This window comes from Deltaproteobacteria bacterium, assembly GCA_029210625.1.
Classification (GTDB): Bacteria; Myxococcota; Myxococcia; order SLRQ01; family SLRQ01; genus JARGFU01.
On record JARGFU010000007.1, the window covers coordinates 34,283 to 55,464 of the forward strand.

20 protein-coding genes and 1 pseudogene are annotated in these 21,182 nt (G+C 72.2%); 8 read left to right on the plus strand and 13 right to left on the minus strand.

The genetic code is table 11. The features are described 5' to 3' along the window. Positions 1-7: 7 nt before the first annotated feature. The gene (locus tag P1V51_08095) at positions 8-1,642 is read left to right on the plus strand and encodes a family 1 glycosylhydrolase (protein MDF1562991.1); all 1,635 of its coding nucleotides are present in this window, start codon (positions 8-10) and stop codon (positions 1,640-1,642) included. Positions 1,643-1,651: 9 nt separating this feature from the next. Here the strand turns inward: P1V51_08095 and P1V51_08100 are convergent, their stop codons facing one another. From P1V51_08100 to P1V51_08125, 6 genes are all read right to left on the minus strand, one after another. Further along, complete coding sequence (locus P1V51_08100) at positions 1,652-3,895, minus strand: amino acid permease (protein MDF1562992.1); 2,244 nt, start codon at positions 3,893-3,895, stop codon at positions 1,652-1,654. A 48-nt stretch (positions 3,896-3,943) separates the two neighbouring features. Continuing rightward, the gene (locus P1V51_08105; GenBank protein MDF1562993.1) at positions 3,944-5,629 is read right to left on the minus strand and encodes a phospholipase D-like domain-containing protein; all 1,686 of its coding nucleotides are present in this window, start codon (positions 5,627-5,629) and stop codon (positions 3,944-3,946) included. A 31-nt stretch (positions 5,630-5,660) separates the two neighbouring features. Beyond that, complete coding sequence (locus tag P1V51_08110; GenBank protein ID MDF1562994.1) at positions 5,661-6,437, minus strand: hypothetical protein; 777 nt, start codon at positions 6,435-6,437, stop codon at positions 5,661-5,663. Next, on the minus strand, positions 6,438-6,917 hold the full coding sequence (locus P1V51_08115) for a YeeE/YedE thiosulfate transporter family protein (GenBank protein ID MDF1562995.1): 480 nt from the start codon (positions 6,915-6,917) through the stop codon (positions 6,438-6,440). It abuts the gene before it with no gap. After that, positions 6,914-7,426 (minus strand): YeeE/YedE thiosulfate transporter family protein, encoded by a 513-nt coding sequence (locus P1V51_08120; GenBank protein ID MDF1562996.1) that lies wholly within the window; start codon positions 7,424-7,426, stop codon positions 6,914-6,916. The genes P1V51_08115 and P1V51_08120 overlap by 4 nt, the downstream gene beginning before the upstream one ends. A gap of 106 nt (positions 7,427-7,532) precedes the next feature. Continuing rightward, positions 7,533-8,600 (minus strand): hypothetical protein, encoded by a 1,068-nt coding sequence (locus tag P1V51_08125; GenBank protein MDF1562997.1) that lies wholly within the window; start codon positions 8,598-8,600, stop codon positions 7,533-7,535. A gap of 72 nt (positions 8,601-8,672) precedes the next feature. Here P1V51_08125 and P1V51_08130 point away from each other — a divergent pair, with 72 nt between their 5' ends. From P1V51_08130 to P1V51_08140, 3 genes are all read left to right on the plus strand, one after another. Beyond that, a complete protein-coding gene (locus tag P1V51_08130) occupies positions 8,673-9,020 on the plus strand; it encodes a hypothetical protein (protein ID MDF1562998.1) in 348 nt (115 codons plus the stop codon). A gap of 18 nt (positions 9,021-9,038) precedes the next feature. After that, positions 9,039-9,392, plus strand: coding sequence for a hypothetical protein (locus tag P1V51_08135; protein MDF1562999.1), 354 nt, complete (start codon positions 9,039-9,041; stop codon positions 9,390-9,392). A gap of 92 nt (positions 9,393-9,484) precedes the next feature. Continuing rightward, positions 9,485-10,333, plus strand: coding sequence for a hypothetical protein (locus P1V51_08140; GenBank protein MDF1563000.1), 849 nt, complete (start codon positions 9,485-9,487; stop codon positions 10,331-10,333). On the opposite strand, the gene P1V51_08145 is transcribed toward P1V51_08140, so the two are convergent. After that, on the minus strand, positions 10,330-11,493 hold the full coding sequence (locus P1V51_08145; GenBank protein MDF1563001.1) for an MBL fold metallo-hydrolase: 1,164 nt from the start codon (positions 11,491-11,493) through the stop codon (positions 10,330-10,332). The genes P1V51_08140 and P1V51_08145 overlap by 4 nt on opposite strands. Before the next feature lie 342 nt (positions 11,494-11,835). On the opposite strand from P1V51_08145, the pseudogene P1V51_08150 reads away from it, so the two are divergent. Together P1V51_08150 and P1V51_08155 are read left to right on the plus strand one after the other, a co-directional pair. After that, a pseudogene (locus P1V51_08150) lies at positions 11,836-12,024 on the plus strand (B12-binding domain-containing protein). Positions 12,025-12,045: 21 nt separating this feature from the next. Next, entirely contained in the window at positions 12,046-12,405 is a 360-nt protein-coding gene (locus P1V51_08155) for a cobalamin-dependent protein (GenBank protein ID MDF1563002.1), read from the plus strand. Positions 12,406-12,574: 169 nt separating this feature from the next. Here P1V51_08155 and ettA read toward each other — a convergent pair whose 3' ends face one another. Further along, the gene (ettA, locus tag P1V51_08160) at positions 12,575-14,245 is read right to left on the minus strand and encodes an energy-dependent translational throttle protein EttA (protein ID MDF1563003.1); all 1,671 of its coding nucleotides are present in this window, start codon (positions 14,243-14,245) and stop codon (positions 12,575-12,577) included. A gap of 133 nt (positions 14,246-14,378) precedes the next feature. On the opposite strand from ettA, the gene P1V51_08165 reads away from it, so the two are divergent. Beyond that, positions 14,379-15,731: a methyl-accepting chemotaxis protein gene (locus P1V51_08165; GenBank protein ID MDF1563004.1), complete on the plus strand. Its 1,353-nt coding sequence runs from the start codon at positions 14,379-14,381 to the stop codon at positions 15,729-15,731. Here P1V51_08165 and P1V51_08170 read toward each other — a convergent pair. The 4 genes from P1V51_08170 to P1V51_08185 are packed head-to-tail and all read right to left on the minus strand — an operon-like array spanning position 15,728 to position 19,135. After that, complete coding sequence (locus P1V51_08170) at positions 15,728-16,666, minus strand: class III extradiol ring-cleavage dioxygenase (GenBank protein ID MDF1563005.1); 939 nt, start codon at positions 16,664-16,666, stop codon at positions 15,728-15,730. The genes P1V51_08165 and P1V51_08170 overlap by 4 nt on opposite strands. Before the next feature lie 60 nt (positions 16,667-16,726). Continuing rightward, a complete protein-coding gene (locus P1V51_08175) occupies positions 16,727-17,443 on the minus strand; it encodes a class I SAM-dependent methyltransferase (GenBank protein MDF1563006.1) in 717 nt (238 codons plus the stop codon). Positions 17,444-17,462: 19 nt separating this feature from the next. After that, the gene (locus P1V51_08180) at positions 17,463-18,890 is read right to left on the minus strand and encodes a sodium:solute symporter family protein (GenBank protein ID MDF1563007.1); all 1,428 of its coding nucleotides are present in this window, start codon (positions 18,888-18,890) and stop codon (positions 17,463-17,465) included. Next, on the minus strand, positions 18,887-19,135 hold the full coding sequence (locus P1V51_08185; protein ID MDF1563008.1) for a hypothetical protein: 249 nt from the start codon (positions 19,133-19,135) through the stop codon (positions 18,887-18,889). The genes P1V51_08180 and P1V51_08185 overlap by 4 nt, the downstream gene beginning before the upstream one ends. 348 nt (positions 19,136-19,483) lie before the next feature. Here P1V51_08185 and P1V51_08190 point away from each other — a divergent pair, with 348 nt between their 5' ends. Beyond that, complete coding sequence (locus P1V51_08190) at positions 19,484-19,861, plus strand: response regulator (protein MDF1563009.1); 378 nt, start codon at positions 19,484-19,486, stop codon at positions 19,859-19,861. Between the two features lies 1 nt (position 19,862). On the opposite strand, the gene P1V51_08195 is transcribed toward P1V51_08190, so the two are convergent. Beyond that, a complete protein-coding gene (locus P1V51_08195) occupies positions 19,863-21,179 on the minus strand; it encodes an acetyl ornithine aminotransferase family protein (protein ID MDF1563010.1) in 1,317 nt (438 codons plus the stop codon). Positions 21,180-21,182 lie beyond the last annotated feature (3 nt).

Sequence of the window (21,182 nt, forward strand, 5' to 3'; positions counted from 1 at the left end):
TGAAGCCATGCCCCGAGTGACACCCCAGACGCTCCCGGTCCCGGCCCTCCTGGCCGGTCTGCTCCTCCTCGCCCAGCCCGGCTGCCGCGCCGGCGACGACCTCTCCTTCGCCGAGGCGGGCCCGGTGGCGGGGGAGGCCGGGCGGGGCTCCTTCACCTTCGGCGCCGCCACGGCCGCCGCCCAGATCGAGGAGGGCAACGAGCACGCCGACTGGTGGGTCTTCACCCAGCCGGAGTCGGAAGGGGGCCTGGGCAAGGGCACCTTCGTGGGGGACGCGGTGGAGGGGTACTCGCGGGCGCTCGAGGACCTCGCCCTGATCGAGGAGCTGGGCCTCGACGCCTATCGCTTCTCGATCAACTGGGCGCGCATCGAGCCGGAGCGCGACGTGATCGACGCGACGGCGGTGGCCCACTACGGAGAGGTGATCGACGGCCTGGTCGCCGCGGGGGTGAAGCCCATGCTGACCGTCCACCACTTCTCCAGCCCGATCTGGGTGGACGACCCGCGGCAGAGCGCCTGCCCGGCGACGGAGACGGACACCAACCTCTGCGGCTGGGACGGGCCCCACGTGGACGCCGTCATCGCCGAGCTGGCCGAGCTGGCGGGGATGCTCGCCGCCGAGTACGGCGACCGGGTCGACGAGTGGTGCACGGTCAACGAGCCGATCAATTACCTGATCGCGGCCTACGGCATCGGGCAGTTCCCGCCCGGGGGCAACCTGCTCCTCGGGGACATCGGCAACGGGAACCTCGAGGGGACGACCCGGGTCATCAAGAACTACCTGCGGGCCCACGTCGCGATCTACGAGGCGATCGCCGCCAACGACACCATCGATGCCGATGGCGACGGCGTGGCCGCCAACATCGGCCTGACCCTCAACATCAACGAGTGGCAGCCCTGGGGGCCGGACGCCGACGATGTCATGGTCGTCTCCGAACACCCGGATGACGTCCGGGCCGCCGAGAACGTGGAGTACGTCTACCACCACGTCTTCGTCGACGCGCTGGTGCACGGCGAGTTCGACAACGATCTGGATCGGGTGCGCGAGGAGGCGCAGCCGGACTGGGAGGGGAAGATCGACTTCGTCGGCGTGCAGTACTACGCCCGCATCCCGGTGACCGGGGCGTCATCCATGCTGATCCCGAGGGTCGACGGAATGATCTGCTTCGCCGGTCTCTCGGCCCTCGGAGGCTTCGGCGACGAGTGCCCCAGCGCCGGCGACGCGACCCACTGGGTTCCCGACATGCACTACGAGTACTGGGAGCCGGGCCTCTACAACATCCTGGCCGACTTCGGCTCCCGCTGGCCCGACCTGCCGATCACGGTGACCGAGTCGGGGCTGGCGACCCACACCGGCGCTCGCCGCGCCGAGCACGTCGTGCGCTCGCTGGAGCAGATCGCGCAGGCGCGCGACGAGGGCATCGACGTCCGCGGCTACTACCACTGGAGCCTGATGGACAACTTCGAGTGGGCCGAGGGCTACGAGCCGCGCTTCGGCCTCTACACCGTCGATCGCTCGACCTTCGCGCGGACGCCCACCGAGGGCGCCACCCTCTACGCCCAGATCACCGCCGCGCGGGAGATCACGGGCGAGCAGCGGGAGACCTACGGCGGCCTCGGCCCCATGACGCCCGAGGAGTGAGCCCGGGGCTCAGGCCTTCTGGCTGATCATCAGGAGGGGGCAGCGGGTGGCCGTGGCGATCTCGATCAGGGTCTTGCCGAAGGTCAGGCGGCCGCCGCGCCGCCGCTGGAGGCCGAGGATCATCAGGTCGGCCCGATCGGCCTGCGCCGCCACCTCGGCGGTCATCGCCTCGGCGTGGATCACCTCGACGGAGCTGGCCCGGGGGGCCTCGTCGCGGCAGAGCAAGGCGAGCTGGGCCCGCACCCGGCGATCCTCCTCCCGGCTGGCGTCCGCGGGTAGGACCCCCAGGAAGGTGATCTCCCGGGGCGCCGCGCGCAGCAGGGAGCCCAGGAGGCGCGCCCGGATCGGCCCGTGGTCCACCCCGCCGCGGGCGGGGATGAGGATCCGGCGGGCCTCCTCGGGGCGCCAGCCCGGCGGGGCGCGCAGGATCACGACGTCGGCGTCGATGGAGTCGACCAGGTGCTCCAGGGGGCCGGAGATCATCTCCGGGCCGAGCTCACCGACACCCAGCAGCACCCGCTGGCAGCGGGTGCGCCGGGCGATGCGTGCGATCTCGCTCCAGGGATCGTCGCTCAGGGTGATCAGGGCCTCGGGCTGCATCCGGGTCTCCAGCGCCGCCGCCAGCGCGCCACCGAGCACCTGCTGGGCGTCGACGAGGGCGGGAAGCTGGGCGAGGCCCTCGGTCTCCGAGTCCAGGACCTCCGGGCGGCGCACCACCGAGAGGAGCTGGATCCGGGAGGCCGGCCCGGGCGAGAGGGCGCTGGCCAGCTTCACCAGGGTCGGGGCGCTGGCCGGGTTGGCGATGGGGACGAGCACCAGGGGCGTGCGCCCGCGCAGCTTGAGGATCTCCGGGTCGAAGGCCTCGGAGCCGGCGTCGACGGTCCGGGCCCTCGGCGCGAGGAGGGTGACGTAGAGCATCGCGCCCAGGGAGAGCCAGAGGGCGGCGAGGACGCCGGCCGAGGGCACCGCCACCGCCTGGTAGAGCCCGAGGGCCAGGCAGCTCACCCCGCCGAGGGCGGGCACCAGGGGGAAGGCCCGGGTCTGGAAGCCGGAGTGCTGGCTGCCCCGCTTCCGGGCGAGGTAGGCGATGCCGTGGGCGAGGGTGAAGCTCGCCAGGAAGATGAGGCTGGAGACGGCGCCGGCGGTGGCGACGTCCGGCACGGCGATGAGCACGAAGGTCACCGCGCCGGTGGTGAGGAAGATCGCCGCCCGCGGCGTGCGGCCCCGGCCCGAGAGCTCGGCGTAGCGGGGGGGCAGCGTCCGGTCCATCGCCATCGTGCGCGCGAAGGCGGAGGCCGCGAGCAGGTTGGCGTGGAGCGCCGAGAGCATCGAGAGGAGGCCGGCGACGAGCACCAGCCAGTAGCCGCTCGGCCCGAGGAAGGCGCGGGTGGCGGTGGCCACCAGGATCTCGGGATCCTTCGCCGCGGCCTGGGAGATCGGCAGTTCGGGGCTGCCCACCGCCACGATGAGGAAGAGGAGGGGGAGGTAGATGACGAGGGCGGTGCCCAGCGAGAGCAGCATCGCCCGCGGGATGTTCCGCTGGGGATCCTGGACCCGGCCGCCCACGGCGGCGATGAGGTCGAAGCCCTGCAGGGCGATGAAGGTGTAGCCCATGGCCTGGAGCAGGCCGCTGCCGCCCCGGGCCAGGAAGGGCTGGAAGCGCTCCCCGAGGGTGTGGAGGGAGGGCGGCGCCACCACCAGGACGAAGAAGCCCGCCAGGATGAGGAAGCCGAAGACCACGACCTTGCCCACCGTGGCCCACTGGCCGCCGCCGGCCGTCGAGCGCAGGAGGGCCAGGGCGTAGCCGCCGACCGCCAGGAGGGCGAGGACCAGGGCGGCGATCCGGCCGCCGAGCCAGGCGGGCGGCTCGCCGCCGAGGGCGTGGATCAGCGCTTCGAGGAAGGGCACCAGGAAGACGGCGAAGCCCAGGGCGTAGAGCACCGCCGCCACCACGGAGGCGAACCAGACCACCCAGCCGACCCCGAAGGCCGCCTCGATGGTGAGCACCTTGCGGGCGTAGGTGTAGGTGCCACCGGACTGGGGGAAGCGGCTGGCGAGCTCGGCGAAGGAGAGGGCGGTGAGCAGCGCGATGCCGCCGTTGAGCGCGAAGGCCAGGATCGCCGAGGGCCCGGAGGTGGCGAAGGCGACGCCGGCCAGGGCCAGGACCCCGCCGCCGACGATCGCACCGACGCCCACCCCGGTCGCGGGCAGGAGGCCGAGATCGCGCTCTTCGATGGTGTGGCTCGCGCTCATGAACGGGGAAGAGGCATCGCTGTGGCCTCGATCTAGCCCCTCTCCCGGCTAGCGCCAGTCGCCGTGGAAGCGCGCGCCGCCGCCCAGGAGGCAGGCGTCCATCGCCAGGGAGCGGCGGTTGGGGCCGGCCTCCCAGCGGGTCGCCCCGGACTCGCTGACGGCCGTCACCTTCCAGGCGAAGATCGCGCCCACCGGGAGGGGGACGTCCTCGAGCGTGGTCCAGAAGGGGTAGGACGTGGCGTCGGTGAAGAGGGGGACGCCCTCGCCGCGCTCGCCCCACGCGCCGAGGCGCTCGGCGTCGCCCCGCACGTGGACGCTCTCCCCCCACTCGGTCTGGGCCGTGGCGGTGAAGCCCACCGGCGCGTCGGGCCAGCCGGCCTGCGCGAGGAGCTCGGCGGCGACCACCCCGAAGGGGGCCTCATCCTCGTCGGCGCTCTGATCCGCGTAGCGCTCGAGCACCTTCATCCACTGGCCGAGGTAGCGCCGGCCGAGGTGGGGCAGGCCGGCGGCCGCGGTGTCCACGAAGAGCATGCTCTCGTGGTTGCGGGCGGTGCGGGTGTCGGAGCCGAGGGCGGCGTAGGAGTAGTTCGCCGCGTCGGTGATCACCCGGATCCGCGTCCGGCCCAGGATGGCCACCTTGTGGTGCATGGCGGTGAAGGGGGTGGCGCGGTTGGTGACCTCGTAGACGTGGACCCCGGCGCCGCGGAGGCGATCCTCGGTGCGGTCGTTGCGATAGACGGGGTTGCCGTCGGCGTCGACGCCGTCGGACTGCTTGCGGTCGGTGATGAGGTAGACGGGCACGCCGGCCTTCGCCTTCGCCTTCAGGATGTCGACGAGGGAGCCGTCGACCCCCGCGGCGGTGACGTCGCGCAGGCTGTAGACCATCAGCAGGATCTGCTCGTCCTCCTCCTGGAGCCACTGCAGCAGGCGGGTGCCGGCCCGGGGCCCGGAGGCCGCGGGGGTGAAGAGGACGTTGAGGGCGGCGCCCTCGTCCCAGACGTTGGGGACGCGCCGGTCCTCGAGGACCGCCCGGTAGGCCTCGTCGTAGCGGGCGATCAGGGCCGGGTCGCGGATGAGGTGGAGGGTCTCCTCGTTGAGCACGGCGTTGTCGCCGGGGTTCATCGAGCCCGAGATCACCGCCTCGAAGCCCGGCGCCTGGAAGATGCGGGTCTTCAGGTGCATCAGCCCGCTGCCGGTGACGCCGATCAGGTCGGCCTCTCGCCGCCCGCCCTCGTCGAGGGCGCGGTGGTCGGGCGCGTACTCGAAGCCGGCGTCGATCAGGCGCTCGTCCATCTGGTTGTAGTCGCGGGCGGGGTCGAGCTGATCGGCCTCGATCAGCACCTGCACGTCCACCCCGCGCGCGGCGGCGTCGATCAGGGCGTCGGTGATCCGCTCGTTACGCAGGTTGTAGACAGCGTAGCGGATCGTGAAGGGGTTCTCGCCCTCCTCGTGGGCGGCGGGGTCGGCCTCCCGGCGGGCGGCGATCTCCTCGATGAGGGTGAGCTCGAGCGTGCTCACCGGATCGTCGGGCGCGAAGAGCACCGCCAGCGGCGCGTCGAGGACGGCGTCCGCGGGCAGGGGCGCGCTCGCCCTCAGGCTGTCGATGAAGCCGTCGGCCTTGCCCTCGGCGACGGGGCTGCCGTCCTCGTAGCCATCGGGGATCTCCTCGCCGCCGCAGGCGGGAAGGAGGAGCAGGCCGAAGAGGGCGAGAGCAGAGAGCGTGAGGCGACGCATGGCCGCATTCTAGGCTGGCCCCGGCGATCGGTCACGGGCGCAGGAGCGCGTCGGCGTAGGGGTAGCCGCCCTCGATGAGGGTGCGGGCCGAGGCCTGCACCAGGGCCCGGCGCTCGGGGGTGGCCTCGCGCTTCCAGTAGGCGAGGGTGTCGAAGGTCGGGCCGGGGTTCTCCCGGGAGATGTCGTTCATCGCCTCGGCGACCTCGGCGCGCACCCGCTCGATGGGATCGTCCTTGAGGAGGTCGAGCAGATCGAGCGCCGGGTCGGGCCGGTCGGCGAAGTAGGAGAAGGGCTCGGCGCCCGGCAGGTAGGGGCGGATGCCCCTCGCCACCAGCATCCGCACGTGCGCCGAGAGGTCCCGGGTCCAGAGCTTGAGGACCCGGAAGGTCTCGGGGAAGTCGGCCTCGACGAAGATGCGCAGCTGGCGCTCCGCCGAGCAGCGGGTGGTGAGCTGGTGGAGGCCGTTCATGCCCTGTCTCCAGTGCTCGCGGCCGTTCCGGGCGACGAGCTCCAGCGCGGGCAGGACGACCCGCCGGTCCTCGCCCTCTCCGCTCAGGGGGCGGGGCAGGGGGGAGGCGTCGATCAGGAGCCCGACCGCGTCGGCGAAGGACGCGGGCAGCTGCTCGGCCAGGGCGTCGGCCGCGTGGCGGGCGCGCCCCTCGAGGTCGAGGGCCTCGAAGCCCTCGCTGACGCGCGCGAAGAAGGTCCCGGGGTCGAAGTCGGCGTCCACGACGTGGAGCCGCTCACCGAAGGCGCGGAGGGAGGGGAGGTCGAGATCGTCCGGCTGGGCGTGCGCGATGTCGTTCATTCAGGGCAGTCTGCTCTGCCCCTTGGCCGGAGACAACGCCCCGAGGCCGACGCCGGAGCGGGCCCGCGAGGGGAGGGAGGCCACCCGGGCCTGCAGCCAGGTCCCCAGGAGCATCCCCAGCACGGTGAAGAGGGCCAGCAGCTTCCCCTCGCCCAGCTGGACGAAGGCGGTGCCGGGGCAGGTGCCCGAGAGCCCCCAGCCCACCCCGAAGATCGTGGCGCCGGCGAGGGTGCGCGCCGAGACCCGGGTGATCGCGCCGAGATCGGTGGCGAGCCGGCGCCGGGCGCGCAGCCAGACCACCCCGCGGTAGGTGAGGGCGCCCAGGGCGACCGCCCCGCCGATGACCAGGAGGAGGTGGAGCTCGCGCAGCGCGAACATCCCCGCGATGAGGTCGGGGTCGGTGGCCCGCGCCCGGGAGAGGACGAAGCCGAAGGCCGCGCCCCAGAGGAGGAAGCGGTGGCGGTGGAGGAGGGCGGTCATGGCGTGAGGCCTCCCAGGAGGTGGAGGAGGTTCGAGGTCAGGGCCGCCACGAGGAAGAAGACCCCGGTGGCCGCCAGGCTGGTGCGCCGCCCGAGGGCGCAGCCGACGATGCCGTGGCCCGAGGTGCAGCCGCCGCCCTGGCGGGTGCCCCAGCCGATGAGGACGCCGCCGCCGAGGAGGAGGAGGGCCGTCCCGGAGACGCCGCCGGCCAGCGCGCCGAGGCTGCCCATGGAGAGGGAGAGCGAGAGGTCACCGCCGAGGAGGCCCGAGGCCAGGCCGCCGAGGGGGAGGCCCAGGAGGAAGGCGCCGCGCCAGCGGGGCGACTCGGCGGCCGGCCCGTCCCCGCAGGCCGCCGCCCGCTCCGGGACCAGGCCGAGGAGAGCGGAGAGTCCGCTGGACACCCCCAGCCGCCGGCCCTCGACCAGCAGGAGGGCGGTGCTCACGGTGACCAGGCCCAGGGCGGCCAGCCACCAGGGCCAGGGCTCGGAGAGGATCTGCGACCAGTTCATTTACTACTAATCCTATCGTGAATAAAACAGCGATATTCGACGACTAGAAGTTAGTAGCCTGGAAAACGGATCACAAGCCAAAAATAATTACCAGTAAATCGATGTATTATTCCTGGCCGGAGAAGCGCATGGGCACCCGCCCCCGCAGGCGCCCGAGGGCGAGGTAGAGGAGGGCCGCCGAGAGCAGGATCAGGCCCAGGAAGGCGGCCGGGTGGTAGAGGGCGCGGGTCGCCGGAAAGAAGGTGGGCAGGGCCCCCAGGACCAGCACCAGGCAGGCCAGCCCGAAGGAGAGCCCCGGGCGGCCCGGGAGGATGGCCGTGATGGCGACCAGGGTCACCGGCATGGTCATCTGGAAGAGGAACATCCCGGTGACCAGGAGCACCGGGGAGTCGCCGAAGTAGGCGATGAGCGGGGCCGAGAGGACGAGGGCGCCGACGCTGGTGGCGATCCAGCCGAGGCGATCCGAGAGGAAGCCTCCGAGGCCCTTGCCCAGGAAGGAGGCGAGGATGAGGGCCAGGGGCACCCAGGCGAGCTTCGGGCAGTCCCGGCCGCCGGCGTAGCCCACCAGGGCGCGGGTGAAGATCGTGAAGAGGAGCAGCGCGGCGATGAGGTGGGGCGCCGGGATCGCGAGGGTGGGGCGCTCCTCGATCGTCGGGAGGATGGGGTGCTCGGCCCTCCGGGCGAAGGCGAAGCAGAGGGCGAGGGCGAGGACCATCGGCGCGAGGGCGTAGATGCCCTCGTTACCCAGGTGGTAGCCCAGCCCCAGCCCCAGCGCGCCGGGGGCGACGAAGATCCCCGGCGGCGTCGCCCGGCCGGGGCGGACATAGAGGGAGAGCGCCCCGGCGCCCACGTGGAAGAGGGCGTTGCCCAGGCCCACCAGGGCGATCGCCGCCAGCGCCGAGAGGGGCAGGAAGAGCGCGCCGAGGGCCGAGAGGGCGATGCCGGCGAGGAGCGCCTCCCGCGGCCAGCGCAGGCGGTCGACCAGATAGCCCAGGGGCGCCTGGCCGGCGAAGGCCAGCAGGTCGTAGGCGATGATGCCGTAGAAGGTCCACTGCAGGCTCAGGTCGTGGACGATGAGGGTGCTGTAGACCGTCATCACCGTGACCGTGTCGACGACCGCGTGGATCACCCCGTGGGTGAGGGCGAAGTGGCGGGCGGCGCGGGGAGCGAGCATCGGTTCCAGGGTAGTGCGGACGCACGGGCTTCGGTAGCATCGAGGCTGCTCGCTCCCACCGAAAGGAAAGCCATGCGCTACCTTCTCGCCGCCCTCGTGGTCTCGCTCCTCACCGCGTCCCTGGCGTCCCCGGCCCTGGCGGACATCGGGCCCGGCCCCAGCTGCACCATCGACGATCGCTCCGACAAGCGGACGGAGTGCGTCGCCTGCGCCACCACCGCCGAGTGCGAGGCGCTGGGGTCGGAGTGGGTCTACGAGTGCACGGGCGCCGTGGGCGACATCTACTGCCGCCCGGATCCCGACTACGAAGGCGGCTGCGCCAGCAGCGGCGGCGCCCGGAAGCCGGTGATCTTCACCGGGCTGCTCGCGATCTTCGGGGCGCTCCTCCTGCGCCGCTCGCGGCGGAAGGCAGCCTCCTAGGCCCCTTTCGGGGCGGGCATGACCGAGCTGCCTCCGATCGGGCTCTGGGCGCAGGCCTTCGCCCTGACCCTCCTGATCGAGGTGCCGATCTACGCCGGGCTGGCGCCGGAGGGCTGCGGGCGCGCGCGGGCCGCCCTCGCCGGGGCCGCCGGCAGCGCCCTGACCCACCCGCTGCTCTGGTACGTCTGGGTCCCGCTGATCCCGGGGTACGGCCGGGCGGTGATGAGCGGGGAGGTGCTGGTGGTGGTGCTCGAGATCCTCGTCTTCCATCTCCTCACCGGCCGGCGCTCCCTGCGGCGGGCGGCCGCCGCCGCCCTGCTGGCGAACGCCGCCTCCTACGGCCTGGGGCTGGTCTGGCAGGCGCTGCGCTGAGCGGGAGCGCTGGCTTGCGGCGAGGCCTCCGGGCATCCATGTTCGGGTCGGGCGGGGATCCCGACCCGAGGCCCGATCCCGAAAGGACACCGATGAAGACCCCAGACCTGTCCCTTCTCTCCCTGCTGGTGCTCACCCTCCTGGCGCCTTCCGCCGCGGCCGCCGCCGGAGAAGAGGACGAGGGCCTGAGCGTCCGGGCGGCCGCCGAGCTCGGCTACCTCGGGGTGCTCTCCCACGAGATCCAGCTCGACAGCGCGGGCACCCTCATCGACTACAAGGCCGAGGGGGGCCAGGAGGTGCTCTTCCCGGTGAGCCGCCTCTCCCTCGAGCTGGGCCTGAACGCCCGCCACCGGCTGGTCTTCCTCTACCAGCCGCTGCGCATCGAGACCGTCAACGTCCTCCCCCGGGATCTGGTGATCCAGGAGGCGACCTTCGCCGCCGGGACCCCGGTGCGCTTCGTCTACGGCTTCCCCTTCTGGCGGGCGAGCTGGCTCTACGACTTCGCGCCGGGCGCCGAGCGGGAGCTCGCCTTCGGCATCTCGCTGCAGCTGCGCAACGCCACCATCAACTTCGAGAGCCTCGACGGCGCCCTGACCCGCACCAACCGCGACCTCGGACCCGTCCCCATCCTCAAGGGACGCTGGCGCCGGCCCCTCGGCCGCAGCTTCTTCGTCGGGGCCGAGGCCGACGGCTTCTACGCGCCCATCAGCTACATCAACGGCAGCGACAACGAGGTCGTGGGCGCCATCCTCGACGCGAGCGTGCGGGGTGGGGTCGTCCTCGAGGAGGGGCCGGTCCTCTTCCTCAACCTGCGCTACCTCGGTGGGGGCTCGGTGGGCACCGGCACCCCCGACGGTGCGGGGGATGGCTACCTGAAGAACTGGCTCCACTTCTTCACGGTCACCGTGGGGGCCAGCTACGACCTCGCCGTCCGCTGCTAGTCGAGCCCGGCCACGCGCAGCGGGCCGCGGGCCCGCCACCAGGCCGGGAAGAGGGGCGGCGCGCCCTCGCGCAGCTCCACCGGGCGGCCCTGCACCGGCGTGAGGATCAGCGAGCCGGTCTCCGCCGCCGCGATCAGCAGCCGGTCACCCGGCTCGTGCCAGTCGTGGAGGGCGAGCGGGAAGGAGGCCCAGTGGATGGGGAGCATCACCTCGCCCCTCAGCTGGCGGTGGGCCTGCAGGGCCTCCTCCGGGTTCAGGTGCATCTCCGCCCAGGCCTCGTCGTAGGCCCCGATGGGCAGGAGGGTGAGATCGAAGGGCCCCTCGCGCTCGCCGATCTCGGCGTAGCCCGGGAACATCCCCGAGTCGCCGCCGAAGTAGACCCGGTGCTCCGGCCCCCGCACCACCCAGGAGGCCCAGAGGGTGCTGTTGCGGTCGGTGAGCGAGCGGCCGGAGAAGTGATGCGCCGGGGTGCAGACGAGCGTCACGGCCCCGAGGTCGCTCTCCTGCCACCAGTCGAGCTCGACGATCTTCGAGGAGGGGACGCCCCAGCGCTCGAGGTGGGCGCCGATGCCCAGGGGGACGACGAAGCGCTCGGTGCGCGTCTGCAGCGCCTCGATCGTGGGCTGATCGAGGTGGTCGTAGTGGTCGTGGGAGATCACCACGGCCTGCAGCTGCGGCAGGTCGGTCAGCGGGATCGGCGGCGCCTGGAAGCGCTTCGGGCCGGCCCAGGCGACCGGCGAGACCCGCTCGCTCCAGACCGGGTCGAAGAGGATCTGGGCTCCATCGAGGGAGAGGAGGACCGAGGAGTGTCCCATCCAGGTGACCCGCAGCCCGGACGCGGGGGGCGCGGCGAGCTCGGACGCGCTGGGCCGGGCGCGAGGGAGGGGCTTCGCCGGGGAGCGGAGGTTGTCGTCGAAGATCCGCCCCAGGGCCTTCCAGGGCTGGTGGGGGCGAGGCTCGGAGAGGGCGACGTTCAGGAAGGTGCCCTCTCCGAAGTTCGGGGAGGCCTCCATCCTCGCCAGCCGGGGGCCGGTCGCCCGGGCGCCGAAGGCCGCGCCGCAGCCGGTGGAGGCGAAGGCGAAGGCCACGAGGGCCAGGGTGCCGAGGCCCAGGCCCGGCAGGAGCCAGCGGCGGAGGGTTCGGCGGAGGGGAGGGGCCATGGCTTCACGATAGCCCTCCGTCCGGGAGGGACCAGCGTCCGGGTGCGGGGTCGTCATCGGTTTGCGCTCCAAAAGAGAAGGGGGGCGACAGCAGAGCCTCCGGGGAGGTCTCCACCGCCGCCCCCCGCGGGGAGGAACAGGGTCTAGTTGGCGTCGATCCGCGCCACGGTGCCGTCGTTCAGCTGGGCGGCGAGGAACACGTTGCCCATGCTGTCGTTATCGAGGCGGGGACGCCGGCCTCGGAGGCGGCGCGACGGATCCGGGAGGCCCCCGCGGCGAGCGAGCCGGTGGTGGTGACGGCCAAGCCCGGTCGATCGGGCGCCGCTCCTCCAGGGGGCCTACGAGGCGATCCTGGAGTTCCGGCCCCGCCGCCTCGAGCAGATCCTGCTCCGGGTGGAGGGGAGCCTCCCCGCGGCCCGCCTCTTCGAGGAGGTCCTGGTGCCGCTGATGGTGCGGGTGGGGGAGGGCTGGCACCGGGGCGAGCTCGGCGTCGCCCAGGAGCACCTGGCCTCGGTGGTGGTCGATCGGCTCATCACCCGGCTGCTCGGCAGCGTGCAGCCCCTCGAGCCCACCGGCAAGGCGCTGCTCGCCTGTGTGGAGGGGGAGCGTCACGTGCTGCCGCTCCAGGGCGCGGCCCTGCGCCTCACCCAGCAGGGCTACCGGACCCTCCTCCTGGGCGCCGACACCCCGGCCGAGGCCCTGGGGGAGGCGGTGCGGCGGCTGCAGCCCGAGCTCGTCGGGCTCTCGATGACCCCGGACGTGCAGCGAGCGGATCCGGCCGCCTTCCTGGCCGCCTCCGCCCGCGCCTGCGCAGGCGTGCGCTGGGCGGTGGGCGGCGCGGCGACCCGCTCGCTGGCTCCGCTGATCCGCGAGCTCGGCGGCGAGCTCGACCCCGGAAGCGGCGGCGGCTGACCCGGATCTAAACCAGAAATCACGATTCCCGATCACGCCTGGCTTGCAGGCCGCACCCGCCTGCGGCGTCAGGCCTCGGTCACCTAGCTAAGGCTAGGCTCCCTCACCCTTCCTTGCATCCGGGCACGTCCGCGGCGCCATCCGCTGTTCGGGAATCATGATCTCTGGTTTAGCGCTGCAGGGGCCGGTACTTGATGCGGTGGGGCTGGTCGGCCTCCGCTCCGAGGCGGCGCCGGCGGTCCTCCTCGTAGTCGGCGTAGTTGCCCTGGAACCAGACCACCTTCGAGTCGCCCTCGAAGGCCAGGATGTGGGTCGCGATCCGGTCGAGGAACCAGCGATCGTGGCTGATGACCACCGCGCAGCCCGGGAAGGCCAGCAGGGCGTCCTCGAGGGCCCGGAGGGTCTCGACGTCCAGGTCGTTGGTGGGCTCGTCGAGGAGCAGGAGGTTGCCGCCCTGCTTGAGCACCTTCGCCAGGTGCACCCGGTTGCGCTCGCCGCCCGAGAGGTCGCCGACCCTCTTCTGCTGGTCGGTGCCGCGGAAGTTGAAGCGGCCGACGTAGGCGCGAGCCGGGGTGGTGTAGCCGCCCACCTTGATCTCCTCCTCGCCGTTCGAGATCTCCTCCCAGACCTGCTTGCTGTCGTCGAGGCTGTCCCGGCTCTGGTCGACGTAGGCGATCTCGACGGTGGGGCCGATCTTCAGCTCGCCGCCGTCGGGCTTCTCGGTGCCCGCGAGCATCCGGAAGAGGGTGGTCTTGCCCGCGCCGTTGGGGCCGATGATGCCGACGATCCCGCCCGGCGGCAGCTTGAAGTCGAGGCCGTCGATGAGCAGGCGGTCACCGAAGCCCTTCGTCAGGCCCGCGGCCTCCACCACCAGATCACCCAGCCGGGGACCCGGCGGGATGTAGAGCTGCCGGGTCTCGTTGCGGCTCTGGAAGTCCCCGCTCGAGAGCTCTTCGAAGTTCGAGAGGCGGGCCTTGCTCTTCGCGCGCCGCCCCTTGGGGTTCTGGCGCACCCACTCCAGCTCGGCCTGGATGGCCTTGCGCCGGGCGTCCTGCTGCTTCTGTTCGGTCGCCAGGCGCGCCTCCTTCTGCTCCAGCCAGGAGGAGTAGTTGCCCTTCCAGGGGATGCCGTGGCCGCGGTCCAGCTCGAGGATCCAGCCGGCGACGTTGTCGAGGAAGTAGCGGTCGTGGGTGACCGCCACCACCGTGCCCGGGAACTCGGCCAGGAAGCGCTCGAGCCAGGCCACCGACTCGGCGTCGAGGTGGTTGGTCGGCTCGTCGAGCAGCAGCATGTCCGGCTTCGAGAGCAGCAGCCGGCAGAGCGCCACCCGCCGCCGCTCGCCGCCGGAGAGCACGGTGACGTCGGTGTCCCAGGGCGGCAGGCGCAGGGCGTCCGAGGCGATGTCGAGGATGCGGTCGGTGTCGTGGGCCCCGGCGGCCCCGATGATCGCCTCGAGGCGGGCCTGCTCCGCGGCCAGCTTGTCGAAGTCGGCGTCGGGCTCCCCGTAGGCGGCGTAGACCGCGTCGAGGGCGGCCTGGGCCTCGGTGATCGCCGAGAGCCCCTCCTCGACGTTGCCCCGCACGTCCTTGGAGGGGTCGAGGTCCGGCTCCTGGGGCAGGAAGCCCACCCGGATGCCGGGCATGGGCATGGCCTCGCCGTTGTACTCTGCGTCCACCCCCGCCATGATCTTCAGCAGGGAGCTCTTCCCCGAGCCGTTGAGGCCGAGGACGCCGATCTTGGCGCCGGGGAAGAAGGAGAGGGAGATGTCCCGGAGGATCTCGCGCTTCGGCGGCACGACCTTGCCGACGCGCATCATCGAGTAGACGTACTGGTGAGCCATGGGCCGGCATCCTACACCGGAGACCCCGGCTTGCCCGATGGGATCGTGGGGGCGACAATGTGAGCGGGGGGGGTCGACCCAACAAGAGCCGGTGCCCGGGGGGTGCCGGCATCAGCCCGAAAGACGCCCCACGATGATCGAACGCGGAATCTTCGATCGCCGCACCCAGACCCTCTTCGCTCTGGGGCAGGTGGTGGCCTCCCTGGGCTTCGGGTTCGGGGTGCTGGGGCTGGTCCTCCACGATCTGGACTTCGGCGCCATCAACCTCCTGCCGCCCCTGGTCGGCGCGCTCGGCGGGGGGATCGCCCTCTGGTTGCTGGGCGCGGGCCGGGAGCGGGCGGGGGCCTGGGTGTTGCTCTCGAGCGCGCTGGTGGCGGTCACCGGCTCGATGATGTCCATGGGGGGCTTCTCGGGTCAGAGCCCGACGATCTTCGTCTGGCCGGTGCTCATGGCCGGGCTGCTCCTGGGCCAGCGTCACGCCTTCCTCGCGGCCGCCCTGGCCAGCGTCGTCCAGGTGACCCTCGGCCTCCTCGAGCTCGGGGGCCTCTTCTCTCCCTCCCTCCCGCCGACGGACCCCAACCTGCGCATCCTCGCGGTGGGGGTGCCGGTGGTGGTCTTCTGGCTGGTGGCCCTGCTCTCCTGGCTCTCGGCCAAGCACCTGGGCGCCGCCCTGGAGGTCCACGCCCAGGTCCTCGACCACGCCGAGCAGGAGCTGGGGCCAGTCGCCGACAGCCTGGCCTCCAGCATGGAGCAGCTCCTGGAGTCCACCACCGAGGTGAGGGTGCGGACCCGCGAGCTCTCCCGGGGGGCCGAGACCCAGGCGGCCTTCCTCATGCGGGGCCGGGGCTCGGCCGAGATCGTCGCCACCTCGACCCGCGAGCTGGCGCAGCGCGCCCGGGACGCCCAGGGAGCCACCTCCGAAGCGAGCCGGCTCCTCGAGGAGGCGGTGCGGGTCTTCCAGGCTCTCAACCGGCGCCTCGAGGGCATCGACGAGATCGTCGAGACGATGCAGGGGCTGGCCGAGAGGACCGACATCCTGGCCCTCAACGCCACCCTCGAGTCCGCCCGCGCCGGCGAGTACGGTCGCTCCTTCGGCCTGGTGGCGGATCGGGTCCGCGAGAGCGCCGAGCTCACCGGCCAGGCGGCGCGCCGGATCGGAGATCTGAACCGCACGATCGAGGCGGACTTCGAGCTCATCGGTGCCTCGGTGGAACGGGTCCGCCAGGCGATCCACACCGGCGAGCGGCTCGCCACCGACACCGTCTCCGCGATGTTCGAGCAGGAGACCTCCTCGCAGGCCATCGTCGAGGCCCTCACGGAGCTGGCCATCAGCGCCGGCGCCTCCGCCCGCTCGGCAGAGCAGATCGCGGTCACGGTGGATGAGCAGGGTCAATCCGTGGCGTTCGCCACCGAGAGCGCCGGGCGGGTCGCCGCCCTGGTCGAGGCGATCCAGCGCCGGGAGAAGGTCGAGGACGAAGAGCCCTAGCCGAAGTGCACCGCGGAGAGGCGGATGCCGAGGATCTCGTCCCGGTAGGGCAGGCTGGCCGCGTCCTCCCCGGCGGCGCCGGCGATGACGTGGAGGGGCAGCAGGTGCTCCTCCCGGGGATGGCAGTGCCGGGCGTGGGGCGCGCGCTCCCACTCGACCAGGGCGGTGTCCCGTCCGTCGGCGTCGCGGCGCACCGCGGCCTCGAGCCAGTCGTCGAAGGCGGCGGCCGGCCCGGCGGGCGCCGGCCCCCCCTGGAGGGCGACGAGGAGGCCCTGCAGGTTGTGGTAGCTCATGCCGCTGCCCACCAGCAGGATGCCCCGCTCGCGGAGCGGCTCGAGGGCTCGCCCGAGGGCGAGGTGCTGACGGGGGTCGAGGCCCCGCACCAGGGAGAGCTGGAGGGTGGGCACCTCGGCCCCGGGGTAGGCCAGCTTGAGCGGCACGTAGGTGCCGTGATCGAAGCCGCGCTTCGGGTCGGCGCCGGCGGCGATGCCCGCCGCCGCGAGGAGCTCGCTGACCTCGGTGACGACCTCCGGCGCGCCGGGCGCGGGCCACTGCACCTCGTAGGCCTCCGGCGGGAAGTCGAAGTAGTCGTAGAGCATCGGCGGCCGGGGCGAGCTCTGCAGGGTCGCCACGCTCTCCTCCCAGTGGGCCGAGATCACGAGGATGGCGCGCGGGGGCGTCCGGGGGAGGGCCCCGAGACCCTTCAGGTAGGCCGCCATCCGGTCCCAGGTGCCGGGAGGTCCCAGGGGATCGTTCACGAAGGGCCAGGGGCCGCCGCCGTGGGGCAGGAAGAGGGCGGGCATCCGGGCGGTCGTCATCGGCTTCTCCTCACGTGGACGGACCCGGCTCTGGCAGGCCGGGAGGGCCGCGGCCGCGGCGAGGGCGCCGAGCCTTCGCAGCGCCTGCCGGCGGCCGATGAGGTGGGGGTCGCGCATGGGCTCACCCCGGAAGTCAAAACCCCTCCGGGGAAGGCGCCACCTGGGGGCCGCGCGCCTTCAGGCGGTCCGGCGGGCCACCGCGAAGAGCGAGGTCCCCATCGGCAGGGGAGCGCCCCAGCGCAGGAGCGTCATCTCCAGGGCCATCAGCCGGTAGAAGAGGCGGTCGAGGCGGGGGTCGAGCTCGAAGTAGCTCAGCGAGGAGCGGTCGCGGCCCCGGTCGAGCCAGCGGTGGGCCGCCAGCGGAAGGAAGAGGGTGCAGGTCCAGTAGCCGAGCCGCTCCAGCTCGAGCCCGGAGAGGAGGCGCTGGAGGGTCGCCCGGGAGTAGCGCCGGTGGTGGCCCAGCGCCCGGTCATGGGCGCCGTAGAGGAAGGCGTGGGCCGGCACGGTCAGGAGGAGCGCGCCGCCCGGCCGCAGCACCCGGCGGATCTCGGCCAGGGCGACGTGGTCGTCCTCGACGTGCTCGAGCAGATCGAAGGCGGTGACCACGTCGAAGGTGGCGTCGGCGAAGGGCAGGGCGCAGACGTCGCCGACCTGCTTGGCCTCGACCAGGGCCTCGGGTACCAGCGCGACGGCCTCCGGAGAGGCGTCGAGGATCTGGACCCGCCCGTGACGGCGGATGACCTCGAGGTCCTCGCCCACCCCGGCGCCCACGTTCAGGATCGAGAGGTCCCGGGCGGGGGTGTGGCGGCGGAAGAGCGAGGCGATGAGATCGCGCTTGGCCCGGAACCAGAAGTAGTCGGCGGGCACGCCTCGCTGGTGGTCGCGGTAGTCCATCGGCTCCCCCTGCCGGCCCTCAGGGCTGGTGCAGCTCGGTGAGGCGCTCGACCAGCGCCTCGTCGGGAGGCGGCGTGAGCAGCGAGGCGACGACCATGACGAGCGCGCTGGCGCCGAGGCCGAGGAGGGCGCCGGAGAAGGTGGGCAGGGCCTTGGAGAGCTCGACCCCTGCGTAGACGCCGGCGCCCGAGATCATGGAGAGGAGGCCGCCGAGGGTCGTGGCCCGGCGCCACCAGAGCCCCGCGACCAGGGGGACGAAGAGCCCGGCGGCGAGCAGGCCGATGGCCAGCGAGTAGAAGATGGTGATCAGCTTCGGCGGCGAGTAGGCGAGGAACATCGCGACGAGGCCGATGATCCAGGGCACCGCCAGGGTGACGGCCTTGCGCGTGCCCTCGCTCGCCCGGGCCAGGCGCTCGCCGAGGAGGTCGTGGGTGACCGCGGCGCTGCAGGCCAGCAGCAGGGCGTCGGTGGTGGACATCACGGCGGCCAGCACCGCGGCGACCGCCAGGCCCCGCAGGAGGGCCGGGAAGTGCCCCTCCATCACCGAGAGGAAGACCCGGTCCGCGTCCGCCAGCTCGGGGAAGAGGCTCTTGCCCACCGGCACGATGACCAGCACCGCGGCGAGGATCATCACGCTGTAGAAGATCATCGCCAGGTTGAGGGAGAGCCTGGCGCCGGCGGCGTCCTTCGCGGAGAGCACCCGCATGACGATGTGGGGCGTCACCGGGATCGCGGCTGCCCAGAGGACGAAGATGCCCACCAGGCTCGCCAGGGGCTTGTCGAGCATCGTGCCCAGGGCGGGGGCCGCGGTGGTGGCCTCCGTGAGGAGGGTCAGGGGGGAGCCCCGCGAGACGAGGAGCGCGCCGGCGGTGATCAGGATGACCCCGAGCATCAGCACGCCCTGCACGATGTCGGTCCAGGTCACCGCCAGCATGCCGCCCACCGAGACGTAGGCGACGAAGACGACGGTGGCGATGGTGACGGCGGTCTTGTACTCCAGGCCCAGGAGCACCTCGGCGGTGATCCCGGCCGCCTTCATCTGCGCCACGATGTAGACGCTGAAGGAGAGCAGGATCAGCAGCGGCACGAAGGTGCGCACCGCCGGGTGGGGGTAGCGGAAGACGAAGAAGTCACTCAGGGTGAACTTCCCCAGGCGCCGCAGGGGGGCGGCGACCAGGATGGCCGCCAGAGGGAAACCCAGCACCGCGCCGGCGAAGAGGGAGAGCGCGTAGGGGATGCCGCCCTTGTAGGCCAGGCCCATCACCCCGATGATCGAGCCGCCGCTGGCCAGCGCCGCCATGATGGCCAGCGCGTTGGCCCAGACTCCGATCTTCCGCCCGGCCACCCAGAGGTCGTCGGCCGAGGAGAGGCTGCGGCGGGCCGCCCAGAGGCCGATGGCGATGCAGCCCAGGAGGTAGAGGACGACGAGGAGGGCCTCCAGGGTCATGCCTCGTCCTCCCCGTCGGGGCGCGGGCGCCGCTCGCGCAGGGAGCGGACGACCGCGACGAGGGGAACCAGCACCATCAGGCCGGCCATCCACCAGCCGAAGAGGGCCACCCCGGCGAAGCGCTCCTCCCGGAGGGCGGGGACGAGGAAGCCCACCGCGGAGAGGAGGAGGAAGGTCGCGAGGAAGATCGCGTCCCCGCGCTGCATCGCGATCCGGGGCCGGGGCCCGCTCTGCTGCTCCGCCATGCGCCTACCTATACCGGTAGGGCGGAGATGGTTCCAGGTCCGCGAGATCATTTGCCTTTTCGACCACGCTCGCATTCCGGCTTGCGCCTGAACCTGTTCGGCCCAGGCTATGCTCGTGACCCCGGGGGGCCGCGCCAGCAGGAGCCAAGGATGTCCGATCCGACCAAGACCAGCGCCCTGCTCACCAGGCCCCCCGATCCGGTGCAGCTCCGCGAGCTCGTCGAGGAGTTCCTCTCCCGCTCCACGGCGCTCCCGGCCTGAGGCCCCCGGGTCGGGGTGGCGCTCCTGCCCCGAGACGTGGCAGAACGAGGCGAAACACCTGCCGGGAACTCCAAGAGGGGCGAGCACGTGGCCGAGCAGAAGAAGATCCTGATCGTGGACGACATGCGGACGATCCGCGCGCTGCTCGGGGCCTACCTCGAGGGCGCGGACTACCGCTACCTCGAGGCCGAGTCGGGCGTCGATGCGATCCAGAACCTCGTGGTCTACCAGCCGGACCTGGTCATCTCGGACATCAACATGCCAGGGATGAGCGGCATCGAGTTCTGCAATCAGGCCCGGGACATCCCCGGCTTCGAGGAGCTGCCGGTCATCCTGATCACCAGCGATCCCGAGGCGGCCCGGGGCATCGGCGACCTGGACGAGAAGCAGAAGAACGCGCTGCTCACCAAGCCCCTGGATCCCGACGAGATCCGGGAGCTGGTGAAGCGCTTCCTGGGCGAGTAGCTCAGGCGGTCAGCTCGGTCAGGCACTCGTCGAGGATGGCGAGGCCGGTCTCGACGTCGTAGTCGTCGATCACCAGCGGCGGGGCGAGCCGGATGGTGCTGTTGCCGCAGGAGAGGAGCAGCAGGCCCTTCCTGAAGGCCAGCTGCATCAGGTCCTCGGTGAGCTGGGAGTGGGGCTCCTTGCTCTCGCGATCCTTCACGAACTCGACGCCGATGAAGAGGCCGACGCCCCGCACGTCGCCGATGACGGCGTGCTTCTCCATCAGCTTCTCCATGCCGGCCTTCAGCTTCTCTCCCATCACCCGGGCGTTCTCGAGCAGGCCGCCCTCGATCAGGTCGAGGGTGGCCAGGGCCGCGGCGCAGCCCACCGGGCTGCCACCGAAGGTGGAGCCGTGAGAGCCGGGCGCCCACTTCATGATCGACCCCCGGGCCACGATGGCGCCGATGGAGATGCCCGAGCCCAGCCCCTTGGCCGAGAGGAGCACGTCCGGGGCGACGCCGTAGTAGTCCGCGGCCCACATGTGGCCGGTGCGGCCGGCGCCGGTCTGGATCTCGTCGAAGACCAGGAGGATGCCGGTCTCGTCGCAGAGCGCCCGCAGGTCCTCGAGGAAGGACTTCGGCGGGATGACGTAGCCGCCCTCGCCCAGCATCGGCTCGAGGAAGATCGCCGCGATGTCGTCGGGTGAGACGACGCTCTCGAAGATGACCTCGCGGATGTAGTCGACGCCGGTCTTCTTGGTCGGCAGGTCCCGGTAGGGGTCGGGGTAGGGCACGTGGTAGACGCCCGGGAGGAAGGGGCCGAAGCCGGCGCGCTGCTTGGCCTTGCTGGCGGTGAGGCTGATGGCGCCCATGCTGCGGCCGTGGAAGGCGCCCCGGAAGGCGATGAGGCCGCCCCGGCGCCGCGAGTTGCGCACCAGCTTGATCGCCCCCTCGACGGCCTCGGTCCCCGAGTTGGTGAGGAAGACCCGCTTCTTCTCCGGGCCCGGCGCCGACTTCGCGAGCCGCTCACAGAGATCGGACATCTCCGGGTAGTAGAAGTCCGTGGAGCACATCGAGAAGAAGCGACCCGCGACCTCTCGCACCGCCTCGACCACCTTCGGGTGGGCGTAGCCGGTCGAGGCCACCGCGATGCCCGCCATGAAGTCGAGGAAGCGATTCCCATCGACGTCCTCGAGCATGGCGCCCTGGCCGTGAGAGACGACGAGGGGATAGCACTTGATGTAGCTGGTGGAGGCGAACTCGGCGTCCTTGGCGACGATGGGTTTGCCCTTGGGGCCCGGCAGCTCGGTGATGATCTTGGGGTAGTCGCGGGTCGTCATCTC

Excerpts from the sequence above, each read along its gene's own strand:
- P1V51_08100 (MDF1562992.1), bottom strand. The coding sequence starts at position 3,895 with ATGAGCGCGAGCCACACCATCGAAGAGCGCGATCTCGGCCTCCTGCCC.
- P1V51_08145 (MDF1563001.1), bottom strand. The coding sequence starts at position 11,493 with ATGGCCCCTCCCCTCCGCCGAACCCTCCGCCGCTGGCTCCTGCCGGGC.
- P1V51_08140 (MDF1563000.1), top strand. The coding sequence starts at position 9,485 with ATGAAGACCCCAGACCTGTCCCTTCTCTCCCTGCTGGTGCTCACCCTC.
- P1V51_08130 (MDF1562998.1), top strand. The coding sequence starts at position 8,673 with ATGCGCTACCTTCTCGCCGCCCTCGTGGTCTCGCTCCTCACCGCGTCC.
- P1V51_08170 (MDF1563005.1), bottom strand. The coding sequence starts at position 16,666 with ATGCGCGACCCCCACCTCATCGGCCGCCGGCAGGCGCTGCGAAGGCTC.
- P1V51_08175 (MDF1563006.1), bottom strand. The coding sequence starts at position 17,443 with ATGGACTACCGCGACCACCAGCGAGGCGTGCCCGCCGACTACTTCTGG.
- P1V51_08165 (MDF1563004.1), top strand. The coding sequence starts at position 14,379 with ATGATCGAACGCGGAATCTTCGATCGCCGCACCCAGACCCTCTTCGCT.
- P1V51_08095 (MDF1562991.1), top strand. The coding sequence starts at position 8 with ATGCCCCGAGTGACACCCCAGACGCTCCCGGTCCCGGCCCTCCTGGCC.
- P1V51_08195 (MDF1563010.1), bottom strand. The coding sequence starts at position 21,179 with ATGACGACCCGCGACTACCCCAAGATCATCACCGAGCTGCCGGGCCCC.
- P1V51_08120 (MDF1562996.1), bottom strand. The coding sequence starts at position 7,426 with ATGAACTGGTCGCAGATCCTCTCCGAGCCCTGGCCCTGGTGGCTGGCC.
- P1V51_08105 (MDF1562993.1), bottom strand. The coding sequence starts at position 5,629 with ATGCGTCGCCTCACGCTCTCTGCTCTCGCCCTCTTCGGCCTGCTCCTC.
- P1V51_08125 (MDF1562997.1), bottom strand. The coding sequence starts at position 8,600 with ATGCTCGCTCCCCGCGCCGCCCGCCACTTCGCCCTCACCCACGGGGTG.
- P1V51_08135 (MDF1562999.1), top strand. The coding sequence starts at position 9,039 with ATGACCGAGCTGCCTCCGATCGGGCTCTGGGCGCAGGCCTTCGCCCTG.
- P1V51_08115 (MDF1562995.1), bottom strand. The coding sequence starts at position 6,917 with ATGACCGCCCTCCTCCACCGCCACCGCTTCCTCCTCTGGGGCGCGGCC.
- P1V51_08180 (MDF1563007.1), bottom strand. The coding sequence starts at position 18,890 with ATGACCCTGGAGGCCCTCCTCGTCGTCCTCTACCTCCTGGGCTGCATC.
- P1V51_08110 (MDF1562994.1), bottom strand. The coding sequence starts at position 6,437 with ATGAACGACATCGCGCACGCCCAGCCGGACGATCTCGACCTCCCCTCC.
- P1V51_08185 (MDF1563008.1), bottom strand. The coding sequence starts at position 19,135 with ATGGCGGAGCAGCAGAGCGGGCCCCGGCCCCGGATCGCGATGCAGCGC.
- ettA (MDF1563003.1), bottom strand. The coding sequence starts at position 14,245 with ATGGCTCACCAGTACGTCTACTCGATGATGCGCGTCGGCAAGGTCGTG.